We start from the raw sequence: 25975 nt of genomic DNA on the forward strand, positions 1-25975 counted from the left end.
GTCCTGTTGACCTCCGTCGCTCCCACCCGCACCTCCCCGCACGCACGAAGGCCCGCCGGCATCCGCCGGCGGGCCTTCGTATGCGTCGCGGACGTGCCGCCGGCGGGCCCTCCCGGTGCGTCGCGGGCCCGGCACCGGCGGACCCTCAGGGCGTCGGGGCGCGCGGCACCGCCGAACCCTCAGGGCGTCGGGGCGCGCGGCACCGACGGGCCCCTCCCGGTGCGTCGCGGACGTGCCGCCGGCGGGGCCCTCCCGGTGCGTCGCGGGCCCGGCGCCGGCGGGCCCCTCACGGCGTCGCGGGCGCGGCGCCTGCGGGCCCGCCATGGCGTCGTGGGCGTCGCGGGCGTCGCGGGCGTCAGGCCAGCTTGCGGGCCAGGTTCTCGTCGAGGGCGTTCATGAACTCGTCGGTGGTCAGCCACGGGGCGTCCCGGCCGATGAGCAGCGCCAGGTCCTTGGTCATCTGGCCACCCTCGACCGTCTCGACGCAGACCTTCTCCAGCGTCTCGGCGAACTGGGTGACCGCCGGGGTCTCGTCGAGCAGGCCGCGGTGCTTGAGGCCGCCGGTCCAGGCGAAGATCGACGCGATCGGGTTCGTCGACGTCTTCTCGCCCTTCTGCCACTGGCGGTAGTGGCGGGTGACCGTGCCGTGGGCGGCCTCCGCCTCGACGGTGCGGCCGTCCGGCGTCATCAGCACGGAGGTCATCAGGCCGAGCGAGCCGAAGCCCTGCGCCACGGTGTCGGACTGCACGTCACCGTCGTAGTTCTTGCACGCCCAGACGTAGCCGCCCTCCCACTTGAGCGCGGCGGCGACCATGTCGTCGATGAGGCGGTGCTCGTACGTCAGCCCGGCCTTGCGGAAGTCCTCCGCGAACTCGGTCTCGAAGATCTCCGCGAACAGGTCCTTGAACCGTCCGTCGTACGCCTTCAGGATCGTGTTCTTGGTCGACAGGTAGACCGGGTAGTTACGCGCCAGGCCGTAGCGGAACGACGCCCGGGCGAAGTCGCGGATCGACTCGTCGTAGTTGTACATGCCCATGGCGACGCCGCCGGCCGGGAAGTCGGTGACCAGGAACTCCATCGGCTGCGAGCCGTCCTCCGGCGTGAAGGTCAGCGTCAGCTTGCCGGGGCCGGGCGCCACGAAGTCGGTCGCCTTGTACTGGTCGCCGTGGGCGTGGCGGCCGATGATGATCGGCTTGGTCCAGCCGGGCACGAGCCGGGGCACGTTCGACATGATGATGGGCTCGCGGAAGACGACGCCGCCGAGGATGTTGCGGATCGTGCCGTTCGGCGACCGCCACATCTTCTTCAGGCCGAACTCCTCGACGCGAGCCTCGTCCGGCGTGATCGTCGCGCACTTCACGCCGACGCCGTGCCGCTTGATGGCGTTGGCCGCGTCGATGGTCACCTGGTCGTCGGTCTCGTCGCGGTACTGGATCGACAGGTCGTAGTACTCGAGGTTGACGTCGAGGTAGGGCAGGATCAGCTGCTCACGGATCTGCTTCCAGATGATCCGGGTCATCTCGTCGCCGTCGAGCTCCACGACCGGGTTGTTGACCTTGATTTTCGCCATCGGCCGGCGCTCCTCTCCCGGGACACATGCTTAGCAGTACGAGCGTACTGCCTTCTGGTTGACGACCGCCGCCGGGCCCGGCCTGGCGCGAGGGTTCTACGCTTTCTTGCGATGAACCGCACCGAGCACCGTGACGAACGGCCCGATCGGCCCCGGACCAGGATGATCCTGATCGTGACCGCCCTGGCCGCACTGCTGCTCGCCGTCACGATGAACAGCCTCTGGCTGGTCGGCGCGTCGGTGATCCCGGTCGCGGCCTACGTCCTCCGCGAGCAGTCCCCGGAACTCGCCGCCACCTCCACGGCCGCGATCCTGGCCGCCGCCGCGAGCCTGATCCTAATCGGCCTGGGCGTGGCGCACTCCTGATCCGCCCGGTATCCGGCCGCTGCTCCGCGGCCCGCTCACCAACCTCCTCTCGCGAATCGCACCCGGCCACCACGGCCGAGCCTCCCTGTCTCTCCGCGGTCACCGGCGTGGCCGCACCGGCGCTGCGGCCCGCCTTGGACCTCTTCGAAGATCGGCGGAACGGCCCGCCTTGGACCCCTTCGAGTATCGGCGGAACGGCCCGCCGGCGCTCCGGGCCTGTGGACAACCACGCGTTGTGGATAACCCTCGGACCGCCCTCCCGCGTCGATAGGGTTCCGCCCATGACTGCTGCCACCACCCGGTTCGGGCCCGTCACCGTCATCGCCCTCGACGACGCCGAGGGCCCGCACTTCGACCTGCGGGAGGACGCGTTCCCGGATGCGACGCCCGAGGACTGGGCCGCCGCCGACGCGCTCGACCCCGGCTCGCTCACCGCCGATGGCAGGTGGTGGCTGCGGTTCCGGAGCTTCGCCGTGCGGCACGGCGACGGCGGGCCGGTCGTGCTCGTCGACGCCGGGATCGGGCCGGCCGGGTCACCCGCCGCGGACTGGGCACCGGTGCCGGGGCGGCTGCCCGAGGCGCTCGCCGAGGCCGGGATCGGCGCCGAGGAGGTGTCGACCATCGTGCTGACGCACCTGCACACCGATCACATCGGCTGGGCGGTGCCCGGCGACTCGCCGCTGCGCAACGCGCGGGTGGTGGTGCAGCGGGCGGACGTGACGGCGTACGAGCGGGCGGCGCCCTCCGCTGTGCAGGACGAGGTGCTGCTCAAGCCGCTCAGGGAGCAGGGCCGGCTGGAAGTGGTCGAGGGCGACGTGCGGCTGTCTCCGGAGGTGCGGATCGTCTCCACTCCGGGGCACACGCCCGGCCACCAGTCGGTGCTCGTCGAGTCGGGGGACGACTCGCTGCTCGTCACCGGGGATCTCCTGGTGCACGCGGTGCAGTTGGTGCGGCCCGAGCTGGCGTATGGCCATGACATGGATGCGGAGCTGGCGCGCCGGTCACGGATGGCCGCGCTGGAGGGTGCTGCTTCCCGTGGCTCGTTGCTGGGGGTGTCGCATCTGGGGACGGCGTGGAGCCGTACGAGCGCGGGCCGCAGCTGGGGTGCCGCGGACCCGGACCGGAGAAAAGGGTGAAGGCCGGACCGCGACGGCCCGGCCTTCCACGACGGGGTTCAGAGATCCGCGACGTCCGCCTGCTTGGCGCGGACGGCCTCGGCGGCCTCCTTGAGGCCCGCGAGCTCGGCCTCGGTGAGGTCGGTCTCGACGACCCGCTTGACGCCGGTGGCGCCGATCTCGGCCTCGACGCCCAGGTAGACGCCCGAGATGCCGTACTCGCCGTCGACCCAGGCGCAGACCGGCATGACCGCGCCGGAGTCCTCGGCGACGGCCTTCGCCATGCGGGCCGCGGCGGCCGACGGCGCGTAGTACGCCGAGCCGGTCTTGAGCAGGGCCACGACCTCCGCGCCGCCGTTGCGGGTGCGGGTGACCAGCTCCTCGACCTTGTCGGCGGGCAGCAGCTCGGCCAGCGGCTTGCCGTTGACCGTGGACTTCGACGGTACGGGCACCATCGTGTCGCCGTGCGAGCCGAGCGTGAGGGTCTTGACGCTGGCGACCGGGACCTTGAGCTCCTCGGCCACGAAGTTGGTGAAGCGCGCCGAGTCGAGCATCCCGGCCTGGCCGAGGACCCGGTTCTTCGGGAACTGGGTGGCGATCTGGGCGAGCGCGGTCATCTCGTCGAGCGGGTTCGAGACGACGATCACGACGGCGTTCGGGGCGTACTTCGCGACGTTCTCGGCCACCTGGCGGACGATCTTGGCGTTGACGCCGAGCAGGTCCATGCGGCTCATGCCGGGCTTGCGGGGCAGGCCGGCGGTGATCACGACGACGTCGGAGCCCTCGATGGCCTCGTAGCCCTCGCCGTTCGGGCCGGTGGTGGCGCCGATGACCTTGGTCTCGAAGCCCTCGACCGGGCGCGACTGGTTGAGGTCGAGCGCGAGGCCCTCCGGCTTGCCCTCGACGATGTCGGTGAGCACCACGGTCTCGAAGATGTCGTACTCGGCCAGACGCAGTGCGGTCGTGGACCCGTAGAAACCGGCGCCTACGACGGTGACCTTCTTGCCCATGCTCTCACTCCCAGTCCGCGGGACGGTTTTCCGGACCGTATCAGTCGGTTAACGGCGCATTACCGGGCGGGCCTGATCGGGCGAGCTAAACCACTCAGCCGACCTCCACCCCGCCAACCGCACCCGAACCCAAGCCCGAGCCGGGCCAGGCCAGCCGAGCCAGGCCAGCCGGGCCAGGCCAGGCGGGCCAGGCCAGGCGGGCCGGGCCGGGCTCAGCCAATGATCGCGCCATGGGCCCGCGCGAACAGCCCGGCCTGCGCGATATCGATCTTGGCTCCGCTCAGGTCGACCCCTCGCAGCGCCACCCCGTCCAGCTCCGCTCCGCGCAGGTCCGCGCCCTTCAGCACCGTGTCCTTCAGCCGGGCGTACGAGAGATCGGCCCCCCGCAGGTCTGCCCGGGTCAGGTCGGCGCCCTCCAGGTCCGCCTCGCGCAGCCGGAGTCCGCCGAGCTTCGCGGCCGTCAGGTTCTGGCCTCGCAGCGACACGAAGCCCCAATCGCCGCCGTCGATCGTCAGGGGGCGCAGTCCACAGTCGAGGAACTGGGTGCCGGTGAGTTTGCAGTCGGTCAGCGTCGCGTCGAAGAAGTTGCACTTGCGCAGGGTTGATTGGAGGATCGCGCAGGTGGCGAGTTCGGCCGCGTTGAAGCGGACGTTGCCGAACTCGCAGTGGGCGAAGGTGCAGCCGGTCAGCCGCGCCTCCGACCAGTCGACGTCGTGGAACGCGCAGTCCTCGTAGACCGCGCGTTCCAGCTCCGCCAGTGCCCAGTCCTTGCCGGAGAAGGTCTGGTTGCGGACGACCTCGGGCTCCGCCACGTCAGTGGTAGAAGTGCCGCGTGCCGGTCAGGTAGACGGTGAGGCCCGCCTTCTCGGCCGCCTCGATCACGAGGTTGTCGCGGATCGAGCCGCCGGGCTGGACCACGGCCTTGACGCCCGCCGCGATCAGGACCTCGAGGCCGTCGGGGAACGGGAAGAACGCGTCCGACGCGGCCACGCTGCCCTTGGCGCGGTCGGCGCCGGCCCGGTTGACCGCGAGGTGGGCCGAGTCGACCCGGTTGACCTGGCCCATGCCGACGCCGACCGTGGCGCCGTCGTGGGCGAGCAGGATGGCGTTGCTCTTCACCGAGCGGATGGCGCGCCAGGCGAAGGCGAGGTCGCGCAGGTCCTCCGGGGAGGCCGCCTCGCCCGTCGCCAGCGTCCAGTTGGCCGGGTCGTCGCCCTCGGCGTCGATGCGGTCGGCGAGCTGCACGAGCACGCCGCCGCCGATCTGCTTGATCTCCGCCGGCGGGGGGTTCCAGGCCGGGGCGGCCAGCACGCGCAGGTTCTTCTTCTCCTGGAAGACGGCCAGCGCGTCGGGTGCGAACGACGGCGCGACGATGACCTCGGTGAAGATGCCGTCGAGCTGCTTCGCCAGCTCCACGGTCACCTCGCGGTTGACGGCGATGACGCCGCCGAACGCCGACACCGGGTCGCAGGCGTGGGCCTTGCGGTGCGCCTCGGCCACGTCCGCGCCGATCGCGATGCCGCACGGGTTGGCGTGCTTGATGATCGCCACGCACGGGTCGGCGAAGTCGTTGGCGCTGCGCCAGGCCGCGTCCGCGTCGACGTAGTTGTTGTACGACATCTCCTTGCCGTGCAACTGCTGCGCCTGGGCGAGGCCGGCGGGCGCGTTCGGGTCGGTGTACAGGGCCGCCTGCTGGTGCGGGTTCTCGCCGTAGCGCAGGGCGTTGTCGCGCTTGAGGGCGAGCCCGGCGAACTCCGGCCACTCGGCGGGCGCCAGCGTGGTCGCGCACCAGTTGGCGACCGCGACGTCGTACTCGGCGATGTCGGCGAACGCGCGAGCGGCGAGCAGTTTGCGCTGCGTCAGCGTGAAACCGCCGTCGCGCAGGGCGTCGAGGATCAGCGGGTACGCCGCCACCGCCGTCACCACCGCGACCGACGGGTGGTTCTTCGCCGCCGCCCGCACCATGGCCGGACCGCCGATGTCGATCTGCTCGACGCACTCGTCCACGGTCGCGCCCGAGGCCACCGTCTCGGTGAACGGGTACAGGTTGCTGACCAGCAGGTCGAAGGGCTGCACCTCGAGCTCGGCGAGCTGCTGCTCGTGAGCCGGCAGACGCAGGTCGGCGAGCAGGCCCGCGTGCACCCGCGGGTGCAGCGTCTTGACCCGGCCGTCGAGGCACTCCGGGAAGCCGGTCAGCTCCTCGACGCGGGTCACCGGCACGCCGGCACCCTCGACCGTCGAGGCGGTCGAGCCGGTGGAGACGATCTGCACCCCGGCGGCGTGGAGGGCCCGGGCGAGCTCGACGAGGCCGCTCTTGTCGTACACGCTCAGCAGCGCCCGCTTGATCGGGCGGCGGCCGTCGGAACTCATGGGATGGAGACCTTCCTGTCCGTGATGGTCCAGCCGTCGCGGACCAGCCTGCCGACGTACTCGACGAGCTGCCGGCGCTCGGCTTCCTTGATCCGCTCGGTCAGCGTCTCCTCCGTGTCGTCGTCGAGCACGGGCACGCTGACCTGGGCGATGATGGGTCCGGTGTCGACTCCGGCGTCGACGAAGAAGAGGGTCGCGCCGGCGATCTTCACGCCGTACGCCAGGGCGTCGCGCGGGCCGTGGATGCCCGGGAACGCCGGCAGCAGCGCGTTGTGGGTGTTGACGTAGCGGTCGCCGAACGAGGTCAGGAACCGTTTCCCGACGAGCTTGAGGAAGCCGGCCGAGATGATCAGGTCCGGCTTGTGCTCGGCGACGTGCGCGGTGAGGGCGGCGTCCCAGTCGTCCCGGGTCGGATAGGCCTTCACGGAGTCCACGAACGTGGGAACTCCCGCGGCGGCGGCACGATCCAGGCCGGCGATGCCGTCCCGGTCCGCGCCCACGGCGACCACCGTGGCGCCGTACGCGGGATCCGCAGCGGCGTCCAGAAGGGCCTGCAGGTTGCTGCCGGAGCCGGAGACGAGGACGACCAGGCGGGCGGGCGCGGGGTCTGTCACGCGAGCACCCTATCGCCGGGCCCGTCCGACACCGCAGACGGGTGGCTCGATGGACAGCGAAACCGCTGATCATCGGTTAGGCTGCGGGCCGCTCACGCGATGGTCCGCGTGCGCACGATCTGCACATGACCGCCGCAGTGCGGAGTTATCTGGAGGATTCGACCGTGACGCCACCGCCTTACTACGGACAGCAGCCCCCGGCTGCCGCGGGCAACGACAAGACGACGCTCTGGGGGGTCCTCGGCATCGTCTTCGCTCTCTGCTGCACGCCGCTCGCGATCGTGTTCGCGATCCTCAGCCTGCTCGAGGCCCGCAAGGTCGGCAAGCAGCCGATCCTGGCCTACGTCGCCTTCGGCGTCGCGGCGCTGGGCCTGATCGGCAACATCATCTACTTCGCGTCCGGCGGCTTCTCGCGCTGACGCCCCGCATCCGCGACGGGCGCTCCGGCTTCGGCCGGGGCGCCCGTCGCCGCTCCCCACCCAAAACCCCGCCCGCGCAGGTCTACCGGCAACCGCGGGCCTACCAGTAACAGCGGGCCTACCAGCAACCGCGGGCCTACTTGTGCACCGGGGCGCGGAACGCCCGCCCCGCCGCCGCCCCGATGCAGCACGACACGCCGACCACCACCGTCGCGATCAACGCGACGTGCCACGGCACCGGGCCGATCTCCGCCAGCCGCCCGTCGCCCAGCGGCCCGCCCGACAGCCAGGACAGCAGCCCCAGCACCAGGCCCGCCACCGGGCCCGCCAGCAGCCCCGAGCCGAGCACCAGCGACCACGCCGGCTCCGCGGGCACCGGGTCTCCCGGGCGTACGGTGTGGCGGTTGTCCCGCAGGTGGCCCTCGACGACGTGGTGCACGCCCATCAGCCGCCGGGTCAGCAGCCAGCCCGCGGCCATCGCCGCGAGCACCGGCACCGCCAGCAGCGCCGCGCCGCTCGCGCCCATCGGGCCGTTGGGCAGGCCGGCCAGCAGCGGCAGGGTGGGCAGCGGACCCACGGTCAGTTCGGTCAGGCGTACGGCCGAGTCCGTGCCCAGCAGGAAGCCGGGGCCGAGCAGGTAGGCGGCGGCCCACACCGCGCCGTTGGCCCCGTACGCGAGACTCACCAGGGTGATGCCCGCCTGGCCGGCCACCCCGGTCCGGTAGGCCGCGATCATGTCGGCGGCCTGCCCACCGCCCACCGCGACCGAGAGTCCGGCGAAAGCGGCGCCCGCGGCGAGGATGAGCAGCGCCGCCACCACCCCGGCGCGCAGGCCGTGGCGCAGCGGCGGCGGGATCTTGCGGGCGACCACGACCAGCGCGTCGGTGCCGCGCAGCGATCCGATCAGCGAGAACGCCAGCCCGGCCAGGAACAGGTGGAACGCGGCCCGCGCGGGCGAGACGTCCGTGCCGCGGCCGTCGACCACGAGGGCCGCGAGCAGACCGAGCATTCCGTACGCGACCCCGATCGTGGCCGCCACCAGCAGCGCGGCCCGCGGCGAGGCGCTGCGCCGGGCCCCGATGGCGCGGGTGACGTGCAGCCCGGCCCGGTTGAGCCGCCACCCGGCGAGCAGCGTCAGCAGCAGCGGAGCCAGCCCGAGCGGGCCGATCGAGGTGCCGATGGGTACGCCGTGCCCGAGCAGCCACCCGGCGAGCCCGGCATGCGCGGCCCCGCCCAGCCCGCCCTGGCCCTCGAGCGTGCGGGCGAGCCCGATGACCGCGGTGACCGGCAGGTACGAGAGCAGCGCCGCCCACAGGGTCGCGAAGGCGGCGGCCACCGGCAGCGGCGCGCGGCGACGTGACCCGCCGGGCCGGCGCTGACCGGGAAGCTTGACGGTGGGGTGCCGGCCGGTGTCGACGGGCACGGTCGGGTGGTTCCGCGGATCGACCGTGACGGTGTCCCGATCACGGCCGGCGCCGCCACGCCCCGAACCCACGCCACGCCCCGAACCCGCACGGCCGCGCTCGGAGCCAGCGCCGCCACGCTCAGAGCCCGCACCGCGCTCAGAGCCAGCACCACGCTCAGAGCCAGCACCACGCTCAGAGCCAGCACCACGCTCAGAGCCAGCACCACGCTCAGAGCCAGCGCCACACTCAGAGCCAGCGCCACACTCAGAGCCAGCGCCACACTCAGAGCCAGCGCCACGCTCAGAGCCTGCGTCGCCCTCGGAGCCCGCACCGCGCTCGGGATGCGAGCCGCCGCCCTCGGGGTCCGCGGCGGGCCGGGAGGACGGGGCGGGGCCGACCCGGACGGTGCTGTGGTCGGGCGCCGCCGGCCGCACCCCGGCGGAGATCGTGTCGCGGATGATGTCGAACGCGTCGTCCAGCGAGTCGGACGAGGAACCCCGGCCCTGCGCGGGGGCGGGCGCGGAGGCCGAGCGGCCGGGCGTGCTGCGGGCAGCATCGTCGGTGGCCTCGGTGGCCTCGAGCGGGTCCCCCGAGCCGGCGGCTCGACCGTCGGGACGGTCGGGTGTGATCGGCATCGTCGCCTACTTTGGCACGCCGCGCGGCACGCGGCGACGCGAAAACGGCGACTCGCCGCATCCACCCAGCCAAAACGCGAATCCGCCGCCGCCGAAAAGCCAGGAACCGAACCAGCCCCCACCGAAACCCCGAGGCCGCCCGACCCAGCCTCCACCGAACCCCCCAGGCCGCCCGACCCGGCCCCCGCCGAACCCCAGAGGCCGAGCGGACTGTCCCCCACCGAAACCCCGAGGCCGCCCGGCCTGTCCAGCGCCGGAACCCCGAGGCCCGGAACGGGAAAGCGCGCCGCCGTACGGGCCGGTGTGGTCCGTACGACGGCGCGCCTGTGGCCGTACCAAAGTCAGCTCATGACCTCGCGCATGAGCCGCGCGGTCTCGCTCGGGGTCTTGCCGACCTTGACGCCGGCGGCCTCGAGCGCTTCCTTCTTCGCGTCCGCGGTGCCCGCCGAGCCCGAGATGATCGCGCCCGCGTGGCCCATGGTCTTGCCGGGGGGCGCGGTGAAGCCCGCGATGTAGCCGACGACCGGCTTGGTCACGTTGGCCTTGATGAACTCGGCCGCCCGCTCCTCGGCGTCGCCACCGATCTCGCCGATCATGACGATCGCGTCGGTGTCCGGGTCGTCCTGGAACGCCTTGAGGGCGTCGATGTGGGTGGTGCCGATGATCGGGTCGCCGCCGATGCCCACGCACGTCGAGAAGCCGAAGTCGCGCAGCTCGTACATGAGCTGGTAGGTCAGCGTGCCGCTCTTGGAGACCAGGCCGATGCGGCCGGCCGGGGTGATGTCGGCCGGGATGATGCCCGCGTTCGACGCGCCCGGGGACGCGATGCCGGGGCAGTTCGGGCCGATGATCCGGGTCTTCTCGCCCTGGGCGATGTTGTGCGCCCAGAAGGCGGCCGAGTCCTGCACCGGTACGCCCTCGGTGATGACCACGGCCAGCGGGATCTCGGCGTCGATGGCCTCGAGCACGGCGGCCTTGGTGAACGCCGGCGGCACGAAGATGACCGACACGTCGGCGCCGGTCTCCTTGATGGCCTCGGCGACGGAGGCGAACACGGGCAGCGCCGTGCCGTCGAAGTCCACGGTCGTGCCGGCCTTGCGCGGGTTCACGCCGCCGACCACGTTCGTGCCCGCGGCCAGCATGCGGCGGGTGTGCTTCGAACCCTCCGAGCCGGTCATGCCCTGGACGATGACCTTGGAGTCCTTGGTGAGCCAGATAGCCATGTCGTCACTTCCCCGCAGCCGCGAGCTCGGCGGCACGCTCGGCCGCACCGTCCATCGTGTCCACCCGCTCGACGAGCGGGTTGTTCGCCGAGTCCAGGATCGCGCGCCCGGCTTCGGCGTTGTTGCCGTCGAGGCGGACCACGAGCGGCTTGCTGACGGTCTCGCCGCGCTCACCGAGCAGGGCGAGTGCCTGGATGATGCCGTTGGCGACCTCGTCGCACGCGGTGATGCCGCCGAAGACGTTGACGAACACCGACTTCACCGACGGATCGCCGAGCACGATCTCGAGGCCGTTCGCCATCACCTGGGCGCTGGCGCCACCGCCGATGTCGAGGAAGTTGGCCGGCTTGACGCCGCCGTGCGCCTCGCCGGCGTACGCGACGACGTCCAGCGTCGACATGACCAGGCCGGCGCCGTTACCGATGATGCCGACCTCGCCGTCGAGCTTGACGTAGTTGAGGTTCTTCTCCTTGGCCGCCTGCTCCAGCGGGTCGACGGCGGACTGGTCCACCAGCGCCTCGTGGTCGGGGTGGCGGAACCCGGCGTTCTCGTCCAGCGTGATCTTGGCGTCGAGCAGCAGTACCCGGCCGTCGCCGACCTTGGCCAACGGGTTGACCTCGACGAGGGTGGCGTCCTCGGCCACGAAGGCCTGCCAGAGCTTCTGCGCGATCTCGACGATCTGCTCGGACACCTCGGCCGGGAACTGCGCCGCGGTGACGATCTCGCGCGCGACCGCCTCGTCCACGCCCTTCACGGCGTCGATCGCGATCTTGGCGACCTTGTCCGGCTGCTCCTCGGCGACCGTCTCGATCTCCATGCCGCCGGCGACGCTGGCGATGCAGAGGAACGTGCGGTTGGCCCGGTCGAGCAGGTAGGAGAAGTAGTACTCCTCCTTGATGTCGGCGGTCTCGGCCAGCATCACCTTGTGAACCGTGTGACCCTTGATGTCCATGCCCAGGATGTCGGTCGCCCGGGCCTCGGCCTCGTCGGCGCCATCGGCCAGCTTGACGCCGCCGGCCTTGCCCCGGCCGCCGACCTTGACCTGCGCCTTGACGACGACCTTGCCGCCGAGACGCTCGGCGATCGCGCGCGCCTCCTGCGGGGTCTCGGCGACGCCGCCGCCCAGCACGGGCAGCCCGTGCCGTTCGAACAGGTCGCGCCCCTGATACTCGAACAGGTCCACGTGTCTCCTTTCGCTCGCGACGCTTGCCCCGGCAAGCCGCGTACCTGCGTCCCGACCTGTGTGCGCGGCGCGTCGTTGCGTCGCCGCCAGCGTGAGAGAAATGTCGGCCCCGGTGGTAGTGAGACCTCGATTCGCAGCCTAGCCACACGGGCCCGGCGAGGGGGCCGCTGGGTTGCACGCTGTGCCGTCTTGCACACCCCGGCAGACCTTTCTTCAGTACGCCGGACGGAGCCGCCAAGAGCATCACCGGCCGACCCCGCCTCCGGCGGCTACCGCGCCCGGCCCGCAGCCACTCCAGGCCGTCCCCCACCCCGGCCGGGTGGGGCAGCCGCCCACGACCCGCACACCCGGGCCGAACACGCCCGCACAGCGACCAGCCCCAGCCGCACAGGCGTCTCCGCCCTCACCCGCCAGCCCGCCTCACTCCGCGCGGCCCGAGGCACGGCCACCCCGCCCCAGCCCGCCTCCACCGGCGCCCGGCCCCAGGCACGGCCACCCTGCCCCAGCCCGCCTCCACCCGCACCCGGCCCCAGACACGGCCACCCCGCCCCAGCCCGCCTCCACCCGGCACCCGGCCCCAGGCATCCCTGGACCACCCCCGCGGCCGGAGGCACGCCCGGCCGGAAGGGGTGGACGGCCGGGAGTGGTCGCGGGCTTGCTGCGGGAGCCGCCGGAGGCGGGGCCGGGGGGTGTTGCGTCTGTCCGGGCCGTGTCCGCGTACCGGAGAAACCGCCTTTGATTTTTCGGCGGGCGCCGCGTAACCCCCCACTGAGGGCGTCGTTGAGTGTGATGTCGGAGCGCTGAGCGACGACGAAAGCGGCCGATGCCCTGTCGGTCGAGGGGTGGCGGCGGGGCATCGTGCATGAGAGGCCGGACGTGTGAGGGGTGCGTCCGGCCTCTCCCCTTAACTCTTCGCAGTTCTTTGGTGACTTATCCGTTAGGAAACGGGCGTTGCCACATTGGCGCGTACCCATTCGATGATGGATGCGGTGGTCGCGCCCGGGGTGAATATGTGGGCGACGCCGAGTTTCTCCAGTTCGGCGATGTCGTCGGCCGGAATGATGCCACCGCCGAATACCACGATGTCGGCCGCGTCACGCTCGGCGAGCAGTTCCAGGACCCGGCGGAAGAGCGTCATGTGGGCGCCGGAGAGCACGGACAGGCCGATCGCGTCGGCGTCCTCCTGGATGGCCGTCTCGACGATCTGCTCGGGCGTCTGGTGCAGCCCGGTGTAGACGACCTCCATGCCGGCGTCGCGCAGGGCGCGGGCGACCACCTTGGCGCCCCTGTCGTGCCCGTCGAGCCCGGGTTTGGCCACGACGACCCTGATCCGTGCTTCCATGTGCGACCCCTTCGGCGCGCGTCGAGTCAGACCTTAACGAACGGTAACCCGCCCCGGTTGAACCTTGGTAGCCGACGCCCCGTACTACCGGCGGGCACGGGAGCGTCCCGGCGGGCAAGTGCAAGCACCGTTTACCGTATTCCACGTCACATGACGTTGCGTTAGTAACGCAATTACAGAGAGGCAACCCTGCGGCTCCTCCGAAAAGATGACCAAGTCGGACATTCGCCCCCGAATGCCCAGAGGGAACTGTCAGGGAATTGGCGGTGCGACTTGTGACCGGCGTTGCGTTTCGTTACCGTGGCTCCCGGCTGTCAACCGGTTAACGCCGGACCGGCGGCCCGGCAAACCACCGTTCAGCACGTGTTCCCCCACCGGTGGCTGCCGTTCTTTGTCACCGACGGAGGGTTGTTCGTGCGTCAGCGCTTGTCGTCTGAGCCCGACCGCTATCGCGGCCGTCGCCGTGTTCCTACCCCTCCGCGCAGCCGTTATGCCGCGGTCGTCACGTCCGCCTTCGTCGGCGCCGGCGTGGTGGCCATCGGGGCGGCCTCGCAGCTCCCCGACGCCAAGGCCGTCAACCCGACGGTCCTGCAGAACCTCGGCGAGGTGTCGGCCGCCCAGGACGCGCTCGCCGACCGCTCCGCCGACGACGGCGATCGCGCCTCCCGCGGCGAAGAGCGTGGCGCCGCCACCACCAAGCTCAGCGAGGAACAGGCCGCCGCCGAGGCCTGGCTGCTGCCGCTCGACGACTACGAGTTCACGTCGGCCTACGGCGTCCGCTTCGGCAAGCTCCACGCCGGCATCGACCTCGCCGCCCCGGAGGGCACCCCGTACAAGTCCATCCACGCGGGCACGGTCACCTCGGCCGGCTACATGGGTGGCTACGGCTACGCGGTCACCGTCAAGCAGGACGACGGCACCGAGATCATCTACGCCCACTCCCGCCGCCTCCTCGTGCAGGCCGGCGACAAGGTGAAGGCGGGCCAGCTGCTCGGCGAGGTCGGCAACACCGGCTACTCGTACGGCACCCACCTCCACGTCGAGGTCCACGTCAACGGCTCCCCCACCGACCCGATCGTCTTCCTCCGCGCCCACGGCGTCGACATCAAGCTGAAGATCGAGTCCGTCCTCGGAGCCCTCGCCGCTTCCTGACGGCCCCCAAGCCGCCCCCGGCCCGGCCGCTGTTGTCCGGCGCCCGCACCGCTTCCGGCGCCCGCACCGCTTCCGGCGCCCGCCTCTCCTTCCTTGCTGCCCGCCTCTCCTCACTTGCTGCGCGCCCGGCTTCCTTTGCGAGCCGAGCGGTTCGTGCCACCTGCGCCAGGCCTTCTCCACCGCCGCGCCCGGCGGCTCTCGTGCCCTCTCGCTCGCCGCCCGACCGGTCACGGCCACCCGCTGCCATCCCTGACCGTCCGCCGGGCCTACCCTTCCCCTCCCGGCTCACCTGACCGTCCGCCGGGCCTGCCCTTCCCTTCCGGCTCACCTGACCGTCCGCCGGGCCTGCCCCGTCCCTCCCGGCTCAGCGGCCCCACCCCGGCCGCCGCCGCAACCGGCCGGCAACCGGGGAGGTAGCACGTCGTCGCCTCACCTCAAGGTCACCCGGGCGGTGCCGACAAGCAGAGGTCGGACCGACGTCGGGACCAGGAGGGTCAACCCACCGTGCAGCATCGCGCCCCCCGGAACACGCCCGGCCGGCACCGCAGGACGGAACCGCTGCACAGCCACCGTGCCCCGCGTGAGCCGATCGCCGAGAAGGGCCGCTACGCCGTGGCCGCGGCCCTCGTGGCCGGCGTGGGTGTCACCGGCGTCACCGCCGCGAGTGACGGCACCGCCCAGGCCGGCGGCGTGTCGACGCCCCGCACGCAGATCGCCGCCCAGGCCCTCCCGGCGACCGCGGCCGCCCCGGCACCCTCGGAAGCCCTCGCGGGCACCCCCACGACCACCGGACCCGGCACGCCGGCGGTCACGACCGGTCCCGCGGACCGGACGGGCGCCGACCCCACCGCAAGCCAGCCGGCCGAGGCAGGCGCCACAGCGACCGCCGCAGGCGAGGCGAACACCCAGGGCACCGGCACGGCGGACCCGGCCGACATCTCCTCAGTGGCTCAGCGCCGCAAGGTCAAGCCCCTGCCGCTCTGGGTGAACCCCATGCCGCAGGGCTCCGTCACCTCGTGCTTCGGTCAGCGCTGGGGTCGCCTGCACGCCGGCGTGGATCTCGCCGCCGCCTCCGGCACCCCGATCGTCGCGGCCGGCAAGGGCATCGTCGTGGCGGCCGGGCCGGCCGAGGGCTACGGCAACGCGGTGCTCATCGACCACGGCAACGGGTACCTCACCCACTACGGGCACATGTCGGTGATCACGGCCAAGCTCGGTCAGCGCGTGCGGGCCGGCGACCAGATCGGCGAGGAGGGCTCGACCGGCCACTCGACCGGGCCGCACCTGCACTTCGAGGTGCACAAGGGCTCGTACCAGAACCCGATCGAGCCGACCCGGTGGATGCGCGACCGCGGCGTCGACATCCCCGGCTGCACCGCCTAGATCTTCTCGATCGGGGCGTGCCGCAGGACCAGCCACATCACCTGGTCGCCGAAGTCGATCTGGGCCCGCGCGCCCGGGCCCTGGCCGTCGACCGTGACCACGCGGCCGAGGCCGTACCGCTGGTGGTTGACCCGGTCGCCGGCGGAGACCTTGGGCGGCTGTTTCATCTCGCTGGCCGTGGTCAGCTTGCTGGCGTCCACGCCGAGGCGTTCCGCGAGCCGTTGCGCCTTCGGTGTGCCGCCGGCGAAGCCGCCGCCGCGCCCGTAGTCGCGGCCACCCGTGCCGCCCCGGCCGCCCACGCCGCCGCCCGTGCCGGACCAGGACGTGTACGACCCGGCCGTACGCTCCCAGCGCACCAGCTCTCCCGGCAGCTCGTCGGTGAACCGGGACGGCGGGTTGTACTGCGGCTGCCCCCACGCCGAACGCGTCACGGCGCGGGACAGGTAGAGCCGCTGGCGGGCGCGCGTGATGCCCACATACGCGAGGCGGCGCTCCTCCTCCAGCTCGGTGTTGTCGCCGAGGGCGCGCATGTGCGGGAAGACGCCGTCCTCGAGACCGGTCAGGAAGACGACCGGGAACTCGAGGCCCTTCGCGGTGTGCAGCGTCATCAGGGTGACGACGCCCTGGTGGTCGGGGTCGTCGCTGGGGATCTGGTCGGCGTCGGCGACGAGGGCCACCTGCTCGAGGAAGCCGGCGAGGGTCGCGGCCTGGGCGTCGTCGTCCTCCTCCGCCTGCGCCTCGACGCGTTCGGTGTATTCGCGGGCGACGCTGACGAGCTCCTGGAGGTTCTCGACGCGGCCCTGGTCCTGCGGGTCGAGGCTCTCCTCCAACTCGGACAGCAGGCCGGACCGCTGGAGCACCGCCTCCAGCACCTCCTCGGGCGGGGCGGTGCGGGACAGGTCGCGCAGGTCGTCGAGGAGCTGCACGAAGTCGCCGATGCTGTTGACCGCGCGGGTGGAGATGCCCGGCGCGTCCTTCGCGTGGCGCAGGGCCTGGCCGAACGAGATGCGGTCGCGCGTGGACAGTGCCTCGATGCACGCTTCCGCGCGGTCGCCGATGCCGCGCTTCGGCGTGTTGAGCACCCGCCGGATGCTCACCGTGTCGTCGTCGTTGACCACCGCGCGCAGGTAGGCCAGCGCGTCGCGGACCTCCTTGCGCTCGTAGAAGCGCACGCCGCCGACGACCTTGTAGGGCAGGCCGACGCGGATGAAGACCTCTTCGAAAACCCGGGACTGCGCGTTCGTACGGTAAAAGACCGCGACGTCCCCCGGCCGGACCTCGTGGTTGTCCCCCAGCCGGTCGATCTCGCGGGCGACCCAGTCGGCCTCGGCGTGCTCGGTGTCGGCGACGTAGCCGACGATCTGCTCGCCGGCGCCCTGGTCGCTCCAGAGCCGCTTGGGCTTGCGGCTGGTGTTGCGGTCGATGACCGCGTTGGCCGCGGAGAGGATGGTCTGGGTGGAACGGTAGTTCTGTTCCAGCAGGATGGTCCGGGCGTCGGGGTAGTCGCGCTCGAACTCGAGGATGTTGCGGATCGTCGCGCCCCGGAACGCGTAGATGGACTGGTCGGCATCGCCCACCACGCACAGCTCGGCCGGGGAGACCTCGCCGCCGGCCGTCCCGACCAGCTCCTTGACCAGCATGTACTGCGCGTGGTTGGTGTCCTGGTATTCGTCGACGAGCACGTGCCGGAAGCGCCGCCGGTACGCCTCCGCGACGTGCGGGTGCGACTGGAACAGGTGCACGGTCGCCATGATGATGTCGTCGAAGTCGAGCGCGTGCGCCTCGAGCAGGCGGCGCTGATACAGCTCGTACGCCTCCGCCACGGCCCGCTCGTTGGGCCCCTTGGCCTTCTCCTTGAACTCCGCGGGGTCGACCAGTTCGTTCTTCAGGTTGGAGACCTGGGCGGCGAGGCCCCGCGCGGTGTAGCGCTTGGGGTCGAGGTCGAGCTCCCGGGCGACGAGCTGCATCAGCCGCCGCGAGTCGTCCGCGTCGTAGATGGAGAAGGTGCTCTTCAGGCCGGCGTGCTCGTGCTCGGCGCGCAGGATGCGCACGCACGCCGAGTGGAACGTCGAGACCCACATCAGCCGGGCACGCCCGCCGACGATCGCCGCGACGCGCTCCTTCATCTCCCCCGCCGCCTTGTTGGTGAAGGTGATGGCGATGATCTGCCCGGGGTGCACGTCGCGCTCGGCCAGCAGGTACGCGATCCGGTGGGTCAGCACGCGGGTCTTGCCGGAGCCGGCGCCGGCGACGATCAGCAGCGGGGAACCGGAGTGGGTGACGGCGTCGCGCTGCGGCCCGTTGAGGCCGGTCAGCAGCGCCTCGGGGTCGGGACGGCGCGGCGCCGGCCGCCGCGCGGCATCCTGCTGGACCGGAGGCACGGCGAACAGGGGCTGGGAGTTTTCTGGAAGGGCTCGCATCGCGCGGACAAGTCTATGCCTGGGGTCCGACAATGTTCTCCGGGCTCCGCGCCCCGGTGGAAAACCCCGGCATTCCACCGCCGAACGGTCGCGCGCAACCAAGCTGTCATCCGGAACCAGTAGCGCTGACCAGCATCGATACACCAGGCTGTCGGGGTTGGTTGCACCGTTACCCGACCGGGAGACCGAAGACTATGGACCACCCCCGCCGTCGCGGCCGGGCCGTACTGCGTCAGCTCGCCGTACCCGCCCTCGCACTGGCCGTCGTCGCCACCCTGCCGATGACACGTTCACCGCAGGCCCAGGCCGCCCCCGCCCACCAGCCCGGGATGGCGCCGGTCAGCGTCTCCTACGGGCTGTCCGGGCCGGCCGTGAAGGGCCAGTTCCTCAGCTACAACGACTTCCACGGTGCCATCGACCCGCCCGGCGGTTCCGGTGCCACCGTCAACGGCACGCCCGCGGGCGGCGTCGAATATCTGGCCACGTACCTGCGGAAGCTGCGCGCCGACGCGGCCGCGGAGGGCCGCAAGACCCTGACCGTCGGCGCCGGCGACCTGATCGGCGCGACCCCGCTGGTCAGCGCCGCCTTCCACGACGAGCCGACGATCGAGCTGATGAACGAGGTCGGCCTCCAGGTCTCCTCGGTCGGCAACCACGAGTTCGACGAGGGCGTCACCGAGCTGCTCCGCATGCAGCGCGGCGGCTGTCACCCGGTCGACGGCTGCCAGGACGGCGACGGCTTCAAGGGCGCGAAGTTCACCTACCTCGCCGCCAACACGATCAACAAGAAGACCGGGCTGCCGATCCTGCCGCCGATCGACATCAAGTTCGTCAACGGCCAGCCGGTGGGCTTCGTCGGCCTGACCCTGGAGGGCACCGCCGGGATCGTCAACCCGGCCGGCATCAAGGAGGTACGGTTCGCCGACGAGGTCGAGACGGCGAACAAGTGGGGCAGCGTGCTCAAGCTGTTCGGCGTCAAGGCGCAGGTGCTGCTCGTGCACCAGGGCGGCCAGCAGAACGTCTCCGAGCAGGTGCCGGTGCCCGGCGTCTCGGACTGCAACGCGTTCAGCGGCCCGATCGTGGACATCGTCAAGGGGCTCAACCCGGAGTTCGGCCTGGTCGTCTCGGGTCACACGCACCGGTTCTACTCCTGCTCGCTGCCCAACTCGAAGGGCACCTCGGTGGTCACCAGCGCCGGCACGAACGGCCAGCTGATCACGGACATCGACTACAGCGTCGACCGGCGCACCGGCCGGTTCGCCGCGATCTCGGCGAAGAACGTGGTGGTCGAGAACGGCGTGCCGGACGGCAACGGCGGCTGGAAGAAGGACGCCGCCGGCGTCTTCCTGAAGAACCCCGACACCGTGGACCCCAGGGCCAAGAAGGTCGCCGACAAATACCGTACGGCGGTAGCGCCGATCGCCAACCGCGTGGTCGGCACCATCACGGGCGACATCGTCCGTACGGCGGGCAGCAACGGCGAGTCCCCGCTCGGCGACGTCATCGCGGACGCCCAGCTGGCCTGGACCAGGACCGACAACGCCCAGCTCGCCCTGATGAACCCGGGTGGCATCCGGGCCGACTTCGACGCCGAGGCGTCCGCGGGCGGCGAGCCCGACGGCAAGGTCACGTACGGCGAGGCGTTCACCGTTCAGCCGTTCAACAACCTCGTGGTGACGCAGACCTTCACCGGCGCGCAGCTCAAGAACGTGCTGGAGCAGCAGTTCGTCGGCTTCGGCGGGCAGACCACCCAGCGCATCCTGCAGGTGTCGAAGGGTCTGACGTACACCTGGACCAGCACGGCGGCGCCCGGCTCGAAGGTGTCCGCCCTGGCCCTCAACGGCACCCCGATCGACCCGGCGGCCAGCTACCGGGTGACCACGAACGACTTCCTGGCCAACGGCGGCGACGGCTTCACCAACCTGACGGCGGGCACCAACCGTACGACCGCCCCGGGCTTCGACGTCGACGCCCTGGTCGGCTACCTGGGCGCCGGCACGCCGGTCGCACCGGGCCCGGCGGACCGCATCACCAAGGCGGGCTGAGCAGGCGCGACACGCGCCGTCCCACGGTTCGGGCCGTTTCCTTGCGGGGCGGCCCGGAGCGGGGGCATACTCGCTTCGTGATTCAGGACGCGCGATTTTACTTCTACGGCACCGGAAACCCGGCCGTAGGAAGCGTCTGAACGACAGGCCTACACCAAGCCCCGGGCTTCCGAGCCCGGGGCTTGATGCTGCCCGGGCCGGACCGACCGAGGCGCCAGCACCCGAGGAGCACACCATGACCGCCGATGTGATCGACCAGCCGACCGGCGCCGGCGAGACCCTGGCCGCCGACGAGATCAAGGCGATGCGCGAGCGGATCGACGAGATCGATCAGGCCATCATCGACCTGTGGCTGGAACGCGCCCGGCTCTCCCAGCAGGTCGGCAAGACCCGGATGGCCTCGGGCGGCACCCGCCTGGTGCTGTCCCGCGAACGCGAGATCGTGGAACGCTTCCGCGAGGCCCTCGGCGCCGACGGCACCCAGGTCGCCCTCATGATCCTCCGCGCCGGCCGCGGCCCCCTGTAGCCCGCCCGACCCGGGCCACGACACTCGCCGCGCCGGACGCCGCCCGCTGTAGCCGGCACGGCCCGGGCCCACGCGTCCGCCGCGGGCGGCGCCGGAGACGGAACCGGCCCGCGCACCCCCAGGGGCGGGCGGGCCGGTGGGACGAGACGGTCAGATCGAGCCGGCCTCGTGGGTCACCACGATCTCGCGCTTCTCCGCGAAGTGGCAGGCGCTCGGGTGGTCGCTGCCGCGCCGTTCGGTCAGCTCCGGCACCTCGGTCGCGCAGATGTCCTGGGCCTTCCAGCACCGCGTACGGAATCGACAGCCGGACGGCGGGTTGACCGGGCTGGGGACGTCGCCGGTCAGGCGGATGATCTGCTTGGTGTGCCGGACCGTCGGGTCCGGCACCGGCACCGCCGAGAGCAGGGCCTGGGTGTACGGGTGGGTCGGACGCTCGTAGATCTCGTCCTCGGAGCCGATCTCGACGATCTTGCCGAGGTACATGACCGCCACCCGGTCCGACAGGTGCCGGACCACCGACAGGTCGTGCGCGATGAACACGTACGCCAGCCCGAACTCGCTCTGCAGCTGGTCCAGCAGGTTCATCACCTGGGCCTGGATGGACACGTCGAGCGCGCTGACCGGCTCGTCGCAGACGATGATCTCCGGCCGCAGGGCGAGCGCGCGGGCGATGCCGATGCGCTGCCGCTGGCCGCCGGAGAACTGGTGCGGGTAGCGGTTGATGTGCTCGGGGTTGAGCCCGACCACCTCGAGCAGCTCCTGCACCTTGCGCCGCCGGCTGCCCTTGGGCGCGACCTCAGGGTGGATCTCGAACGGCTCGCCGATCAGGTCGCCGACGGTCATGCGCGGGTCGAGCGACGTGTACGGGTCCTGCATCACCAGCTGGATCTGGCGGCGCATCCGCTTCAGCGCCGGGCCCTTGAGGCCGGACACCTTCTCGCCGCGGTACTCCACCGAGCCGCTCGTGGGCTTCTCGAGGTTCATCAGCACCCGCGACAGGGTCGACTTGCCGCAGCCCGACTCGCCGACCACGCCCAGGGTCTCGCCGGCCTTCAGGTCGAAGGACACCCCGTCCACCGCCCGGACCTGGCCGATGGTGCGGCGGAACACCACACCCCGGGTCACCGGGTAGTACTTGACCAGGTTGTCGACTTTCAGGATGGTCTCAGTCACGGTTCACCAGTTCCTCGGCGAAGTGGCAGGCGCTGGCCCGGGTGGCACCGACCTTGAGGAGCGGCGGCACGTTCGGGATGCAGATGTCGTCCACCCGCATGGGGCAGCGGGGGTGGAACGGGCACCCGGACGGGATCGCCATGAGGTTCGGCGGCAGCCCCTTGATGGTGCGCAGCTCCTGGCCCTTCTCGTCGAGCCGGGGAATCGACTGCAGCAGCCCGATCGTGTACGGGTGAGCCGGCTTGGCGTACAGCTCGTAGACCGTCGCCTCCTCGACGATGCGGCCGGCGTACATCACCGCGATGCGGTCCGCGACGTCGGCCACGACACCGAGGTCGTGGGTGATGAGGATCAGGCCCATCTGCCGTTCGCGCTGCAGCTCGCTGAGCAGGTCCATGATCTGGGCCTGCACCGTCACGTCGAGCGCCGTGGTGGGCTCGTCGGCGATCAGCACCTCCGGGTCGAGCGCCAGCGACATCGCGATCATCACGCGCTGGCGCATACCGCCGGAGAACTGGTGCGGGTACTCGTTGACCCGCTGCTTCGCGTACGGAATCTTGACCTGGTCGAGCATCTCGATCGCGCGCTTCTTGGCGTCCTTGCGGCTCAGCCCCTGGCGGATGCGGAACTGCTCGGCGATCTGGAAGCCCACGGTGAAGACCGGGTTGAGCGCGGACAGCGCGTCCTGGAACACCATCGCGATGCCGTTGCCCCGGATCCGGCGGCGCTGCTCGGAGGTCATCGCGAGCATGTCGTCGCCGTGGAACCGGATCTTGCCGCCGGTGACGAAGCCGGGCGGTGTGTCGAGGATGCCCATGATGGTCTGGGCGGTCACGCTCTTGCCGGAGCCCGACTCGCCGAGGACCGCGAGCGTCTCCCCGGCGTTGACGTGGTAGGTGACGCCGTTGATGACCTTCGCGACGCCGTCCCGGGTGCGGAACTCGACGCGCAGGTCCTCGACCTCGAGCAGCCGGCCGGAAGGTTTGCCCGCCTTGGCGTACTGGGGGTCGGTGATGACAACTTCGGACAAGGGGTGCTCCTACCGGAGTTTCGGGTCGAGGGCCTCGCGGACGGCCTCGCCCAGCATCACGAAGGCCAGAACCGCCGTGACCAGGAAGGCCGACGGGAAGAAGAGAAGGTACGGCGACACCCGGATGTAGTTCTGCGCCTCGTTGATCATGATGCCCCAGGACACCACCGGGGTCCGCAGGCCGACACCGAGGAAGGAGAGGGTGGCTTCCGCGCCGACGAACGAGCCGATGAGGATCGTCGAGTACACCAGCAGGGGGGCCAGGCAGTTGGGGATGAGGTGCTTGAAGATGATCCGGCCGGGGCCGGCACCCATCGCCCGCGCCGCCACGATGTAGTCGGCGTCGCGCACCGCCAGCACCGACGAGCGCATGATGCGCATCGACACCGGCCAGGTCAGCACCACCAGCGACACCACGACGATGCCCATGATCGCCCACGGTCCGCGGTTGGAGCCCGGGCCGTTGAAGGTGAACAGGATGACGATGGCGCCGAGCACGAACGGGATGCCGGAGAAGACCTCGCCGAGGCGGGACACCAGCCCGTCGAGCCAGCCGCCGCGGTAGCCCGCGATGACGCCCATCATGCCGCCGAACAGCACCGTGCCGAGCGTGGAGGCCAGCGAGACGACGATCGAGGCCCGGGCGCCGTAGATGGCCCGCGCGAAGACGTCACGGCCCTGCACGTCGTACCCGAACCAGGCGTCGGCCGACGGCCCGACCCGGCTCCGGGCGAGCACGCCCTCGGTGGCGCTGGCGGACGTGAAGAGCGACGGCGCGGCGGCCATCACCAGGAAGAGCAGGATCAGCCCGGCGGAGATCCAGAACAGCGGCTTGCGGCGCAGGTCGCGCCAGGCGTCGCTGAGCAGACCGCGGGGCCTGTCCTTCTTCTGCTTCGCATCGGCACCGGGCTCGATCGTGTTGCCGACGGTCGGGTCGGCGGACGGCGGCGAGGTGACCAGCGAGCTGGGCAGCGGCTCATTCATAGCGGATCCTCGGGTCGAGCGCGGCGTACAGGAGGTCGACGACCAGGTTCGAGATCAGGTAGACCAGAACGAGGATGACGACGATCGACACGACGGTCGCGCCCTCCTTCGTCACGATCGCACGATAGACCTCGCGGCCAATGCCGTTGATGTTGAAGATGCCCTCGGTCACGATGGCGCCGCCCATCAGGGCGCCCAGGTCGGTTCCCAGGTACGTGACGACCGGGATGAGGGAGTTGCGCAGCAGGTGAACACCCACCACGCGCTTCATCGGCAGGCCCTTGGCGATGGCCGTACGAACGTAGTCGGACCGCCTGTTCTCCGCGATGCTCGTGCGCGCCAGTCGGGCGATGTACGCCATGGACGCGCTGCCGAGGACGAAGCCGGGCATGATCAGTTCGGTGAAGCTGGGCGGATTGGACACCGTGGGCTTGACGATGCCGAGGTCGACGCCGAGCCACTTCTGCAGCAGGAAGCCGAGGACGAAGATCGGCAGCGCGATCATGAACAGCGTCGAGACCAGGACCAGGTTGTCCAGGAAGCCGTTGCGGCGCAGGCCGGTGAGCACGCCCGCGGACAGGCCGATGACGGCCTCGATGATCAGCGCGACGACCGCGAGCTTGATGGTGTTCGGGTACGCGGCCGAGATCAGGTCACCGATCTGCCGGCCGCCGAAGGTCTGCCCGAAGTCGCCCTGGAGCAGGTTCTTCATGTACGTGCCGTACTGCACGATGACCGGCTTGTCGAGGTTGAACTTCTCGGTCATGAAGTCGACGTACGACTGGGGGCACGGGCGCTCGCCGCACTTGCCGGCGAAGGGGTCACCGGGGACGGCCCAGACCAGGTAATAAATGAGGAACGTGGTCCCGAAGAAGACGGGGATCAGCTGGAGCAGCCGCCTCAGCACGTATCGGCCCATGGGATGTTTCTCCTAGAAAGGGCGTGGGTGACGCCCATGACGAGTCCGGAGTCGCACGGGGTCGGCGCGACTCCGGCGGGGGGTAGAACTCAGGTCCGGCCCACCCCATGCAGGGTAGACCGGACCTGAGTATCTCGCCTTACTTGAGCTGGACCGAGGAGAGGTCGATCTCACCGACGTTGGTCGTCTTCACGCCGGTCACGCGGTCCGAGACACCCGACTGCTGGGTGACCTCGAACATCGGGATCGCCGGAACCTGCTGGTCGATGACCTTGGTGGCCTCGGCGAACTTGGCGTGCGCCGCCTCGACGGAAGGCGCCGCGGTGCCGTCCTTGTAGTTCTTGTCGACGTCCGCGTTGGTGAACAGGCCGTCGTTCGAGGAACCGCCGGTCACGTACAGCGGGCCGATCCAGTTCTCGACGTCCGGGTAGTCCTGCTGCCAACCGGCACGGTAGATGCCGGTCATCCTGTGGTCGTTGATCTGCTGGCGGAAGACCGCGAAGGTGGGCATGCCCTCGGCCCGGGCGTTGATGCCCAGGTTGGTCTTGATGCTCTGCGCGGTCGCCTCCATCCACTCCTTGTGGCTGGCGTCGGCGTTGTAGTAGAGCACCAGCTCGCCGGTGAAGCCACCGGCCTCCTGCAGCGCGGCCTTGGCGGCGGCCGGGTCGAACTTGCAGACCGTGCAGTCGTTGTCGGTGTGACCCGGCGCGAGCGGGCTCGACCAGCTGGTGGCCGGCTTACGCGTGTTGAAGAAGATCTTCTCGGCGATCTCGGCGCGGTTGATCGACAGCGAGATGGCCTTGCGCAGGTTCACGTTGGTGAAGCGCTTGTCGTAGAAGGGGATGCCGAGGATCTGCATCACCGGGATCTGCGCCTCGATGGCGCGGTCGCCCAGGTCGGCCTTCCACTTGTCGCCGGCCAGCGAGGAGACCGGGACCTGCTGCTGGAAGTCCAGCGTGCCGGACACCAGGTCGTTGTACGCCGCGGTGTCCTCCGTGGAGTAAGCCGCGCGGCGCGGTGCCCCTTGTGGGGGCCGTTTCCGCGCGACTCCTCCCCGAACCGGACGTGCGAGCTTTCCCCGCATCACGGC

22 protein-coding genes are annotated in these 25975 nt (G+C 71.0%); 7 read left to right on the forward strand and 15 right to left on the reverse strand.

All coding sequences use genetic code 11. The annotated features are described in order from the left end of the window. Positions 1–355: 355 nt before the first annotated feature. Positions 356–1570 carry an NADP-dependent isocitrate dehydrogenase gene (locus CLV70_RS20880; RefSeq protein ID WP_106128199.1) on the reverse strand — a complete coding sequence of 405 codons (1215 nt, stop codon included), beginning with the start codon at positions 1568–1570 and terminating at the stop codon, positions 356–358. A 111-nt stretch (positions 1571–1681) separates the two neighbouring features. Between CLV70_RS20880 and CLV70_RS20885 the strand changes: the two genes are divergently transcribed. Further along, entirely contained in the window at positions 1682–1936 is a 255-nt protein-coding gene (locus CLV70_RS20885; protein ID WP_106128200.1) for a hypothetical protein, read from the forward strand. Positions 1937–2217: 281 nt separating this feature from the next. Then, positions 2218–3072: an MBL fold metallo-hydrolase gene (locus CLV70_RS20890; protein ID WP_106128201.1), complete on the forward strand. Its 855-nt coding sequence runs from the start codon at positions 2218–2220 to the stop codon at positions 3070–3072. 38 nt (positions 3073–3110) lie between these two features. Here the strand turns inward: CLV70_RS20890 and mdh are convergent, their stop codons facing one another. From mdh to purN, 4 genes are all read right to left on the reverse strand, one after another. Next, on the reverse strand, positions 3111–4061 hold the full coding sequence (gene mdh / locus CLV70_RS20895; protein ID WP_106128202.1) for a malate dehydrogenase: 951 nt from the start codon (positions 4059–4061) through the stop codon (positions 3111–3113). Positions 4062–4273: 212 nt separating this feature from the next. After that, the gene (locus tag CLV70_RS20900; protein WP_106128203.1) at positions 4274–4873 is read right to left on the reverse strand and encodes a pentapeptide repeat-containing protein; all 600 of its coding nucleotides are present in this window, start codon (positions 4871–4873) and stop codon (positions 4274–4276) included. A 1-nt stretch (position 4874) separates the two neighbouring features. Then, positions 4875–6431, reverse strand: coding sequence for a bifunctional phosphoribosylaminoimidazolecarboxamide formyltransferase/IMP cyclohydrolase (gene purH / locus CLV70_RS20905; RefSeq protein ID WP_106128204.1), 1557 nt, complete (start codon positions 6429–6431; stop codon positions 4875–4877). After that, positions 6428–7045 (reverse strand): phosphoribosylglycinamide formyltransferase, encoded by a 618-nt coding sequence (purN, locus tag CLV70_RS20910; RefSeq protein ID WP_106128205.1) that lies wholly within the window; start codon positions 7043–7045, stop codon positions 6428–6430. Before purN ends, purH begins: the two co-directional genes overlap by 4 nt. A 125-nt stretch (positions 7046–7170) precedes the next feature. Here purN and CLV70_RS20915 point away from each other — a divergent pair, with 125 nt between their 5' ends. Further along, complete coding sequence (locus CLV70_RS20915) at positions 7171–7464, forward strand: hypothetical protein (RefSeq protein ID WP_106128206.1); 294 nt, start codon at positions 7171–7173, stop codon at positions 7462–7464. Positions 7465–7600: 136 nt separating this feature from the next. Here CLV70_RS20915 and CLV70_RS20920 read toward each other — a convergent pair whose 3' ends face one another. The 4 genes from CLV70_RS20920 to icmB all read right to left on the reverse strand — a co-directional run bounded on the left by CLV70_RS20920 (position 7601) and on the right by icmB (position 13253). Then, positions 7601–8887: a cell division protein PerM gene (locus CLV70_RS20920; RefSeq protein ID WP_245908356.1), complete on the reverse strand. Its 1287-nt coding sequence runs from the start codon at positions 8885–8887 to the stop codon at positions 7601–7603. A 959-nt stretch (positions 8888–9846) separates the two neighbouring features. Next, positions 9847–10728: a succinate--CoA ligase subunit alpha gene (gene sucD / locus CLV70_RS20925; protein ID WP_106128251.1), complete on the reverse strand. Its 882-nt coding sequence runs from the start codon at positions 10726–10728 to the stop codon at positions 9847–9849. 4 nt (positions 10729–10732) lie between these two features. After that, positions 10733–11911 carry an ADP-forming succinate--CoA ligase subunit beta gene (gene sucC / locus CLV70_RS20930; RefSeq protein WP_106128207.1) on the reverse strand — a complete coding sequence of 393 codons (1179 nt, stop codon included), beginning with the start codon at positions 11909–11911 and terminating at the stop codon, positions 10733–10735. A 937-nt stretch (positions 11912–12848) separates the two neighbouring features. Next, positions 12849–13253, reverse strand: a complete 405-nt coding sequence (gene icmB / locus CLV70_RS20935) for a coenzyme B12-dependent isobutyryl CoA mutase small subunit (protein ID WP_106128208.1) — start codon at positions 13251–13253, stop codon at positions 12849–12851. Between the two features lie 414 nt (positions 13254–13667). Between icmB and CLV70_RS20940 the strand changes: the two genes are divergently transcribed. Next, positions 13668–14405, forward strand: a complete 738-nt coding sequence (locus CLV70_RS20940; RefSeq protein ID WP_106128252.1) for a M23 family metallopeptidase — start codon at positions 13668–13670, stop codon at positions 14403–14405. Between the two features lie 504 nt (positions 14406–14909). Next, positions 14910–15788, forward strand: coding sequence for a M23 family metallopeptidase (locus CLV70_RS41160; protein WP_245908357.1), 879 nt, complete (start codon positions 14910–14912; stop codon positions 15786–15788). Here CLV70_RS41160 and pcrA read toward each other — a convergent pair. After that, positions 15785–18208: a DNA helicase PcrA gene (gene pcrA, locus CLV70_RS20950; protein ID WP_245908358.1), complete on the reverse strand. Its 2424-nt coding sequence runs from the start codon at positions 18206–18208 to the stop codon at positions 15785–15787. The two genes, CLV70_RS41160 and pcrA, sit on opposite strands and share 4 nt — an antisense overlap. Positions 18209–18402: 194 nt before the next feature. Here pcrA and CLV70_RS20955 point away from each other — a divergent pair, with 194 nt between their 5' ends. Beyond that, a complete protein-coding gene (locus CLV70_RS20955) occupies positions 18403–20253 on the forward strand; it encodes a bifunctional metallophosphatase/5'-nucleotidase (protein WP_106128210.1) in 1851 nt (616 codons plus the stop codon). 235 nt (positions 20254–20488) lie between these two features. Further along, a complete protein-coding gene (locus tag CLV70_RS20960) occupies positions 20489–20779 on the forward strand; it encodes a chorismate mutase (protein WP_106128211.1) in 291 nt (96 codons plus the stop codon). Between the two features lie 150 nt (positions 20780–20929). On the opposite strand, the gene CLV70_RS20965 is transcribed toward CLV70_RS20960, so the two are convergent. The 5 genes from CLV70_RS20965 to CLV70_RS20985 all read right to left on the reverse strand — a co-directional run bounded on the left by CLV70_RS20965 (position 20930) and on the right by CLV70_RS20985 (position 25969). Beyond that, positions 20930–21952 (reverse strand): ABC transporter ATP-binding protein, encoded by a 1023-nt coding sequence (locus CLV70_RS20965; protein ID WP_106128212.1) that lies wholly within the window; start codon positions 21950–21952, stop codon positions 20930–20932. Further along, the gene (locus CLV70_RS20970) at positions 21945–22982 is read right to left on the reverse strand and encodes an ABC transporter ATP-binding protein (protein ID WP_211303825.1); all 1038 of its coding nucleotides are present in this window, start codon (positions 22980–22982) and stop codon (positions 21945–21947) included. The genes CLV70_RS20965 and CLV70_RS20970 overlap by 8 nt, the downstream gene beginning before the upstream one ends. A gap of 9 nt (positions 22983–22991) precedes the next feature. After that, positions 22992–23966, reverse strand: a complete 975-nt coding sequence (locus CLV70_RS20975) for an ABC transporter permease (RefSeq protein WP_106128213.1) — start codon at positions 23964–23966, stop codon at positions 22992–22994. Further along, positions 23959–24885: an ABC transporter permease gene (locus tag CLV70_RS20980; RefSeq protein WP_106128214.1), complete on the reverse strand. Its 927-nt coding sequence runs from the start codon at positions 24883–24885 to the stop codon at positions 23959–23961. Before CLV70_RS20980 ends, CLV70_RS20975 begins: the two co-directional genes overlap by 8 nt. Positions 24886–25024: 139 nt before the next feature. Continuing rightward, positions 25025–25969 carry a peptide ABC transporter substrate-binding protein gene (locus CLV70_RS20985; RefSeq protein ID WP_281260480.1) on the reverse strand — a complete coding sequence of 315 codons (945 nt, stop codon included), beginning with the start codon at positions 25967–25969 and terminating at the stop codon, positions 25025–25027. Positions 25970–25975 lie beyond the last annotated feature (6 nt).

The sequence above is a fragment of the Pseudosporangium ferrugineum genome (assembly GCF_003002065.1).
In the GTDB taxonomy this organism is placed as follows: domain Bacteria; phylum Actinomycetota; class Actinomycetes; order Mycobacteriales; family Micromonosporaceae; genus Actinoplanes; species Actinoplanes ferrugineus_A.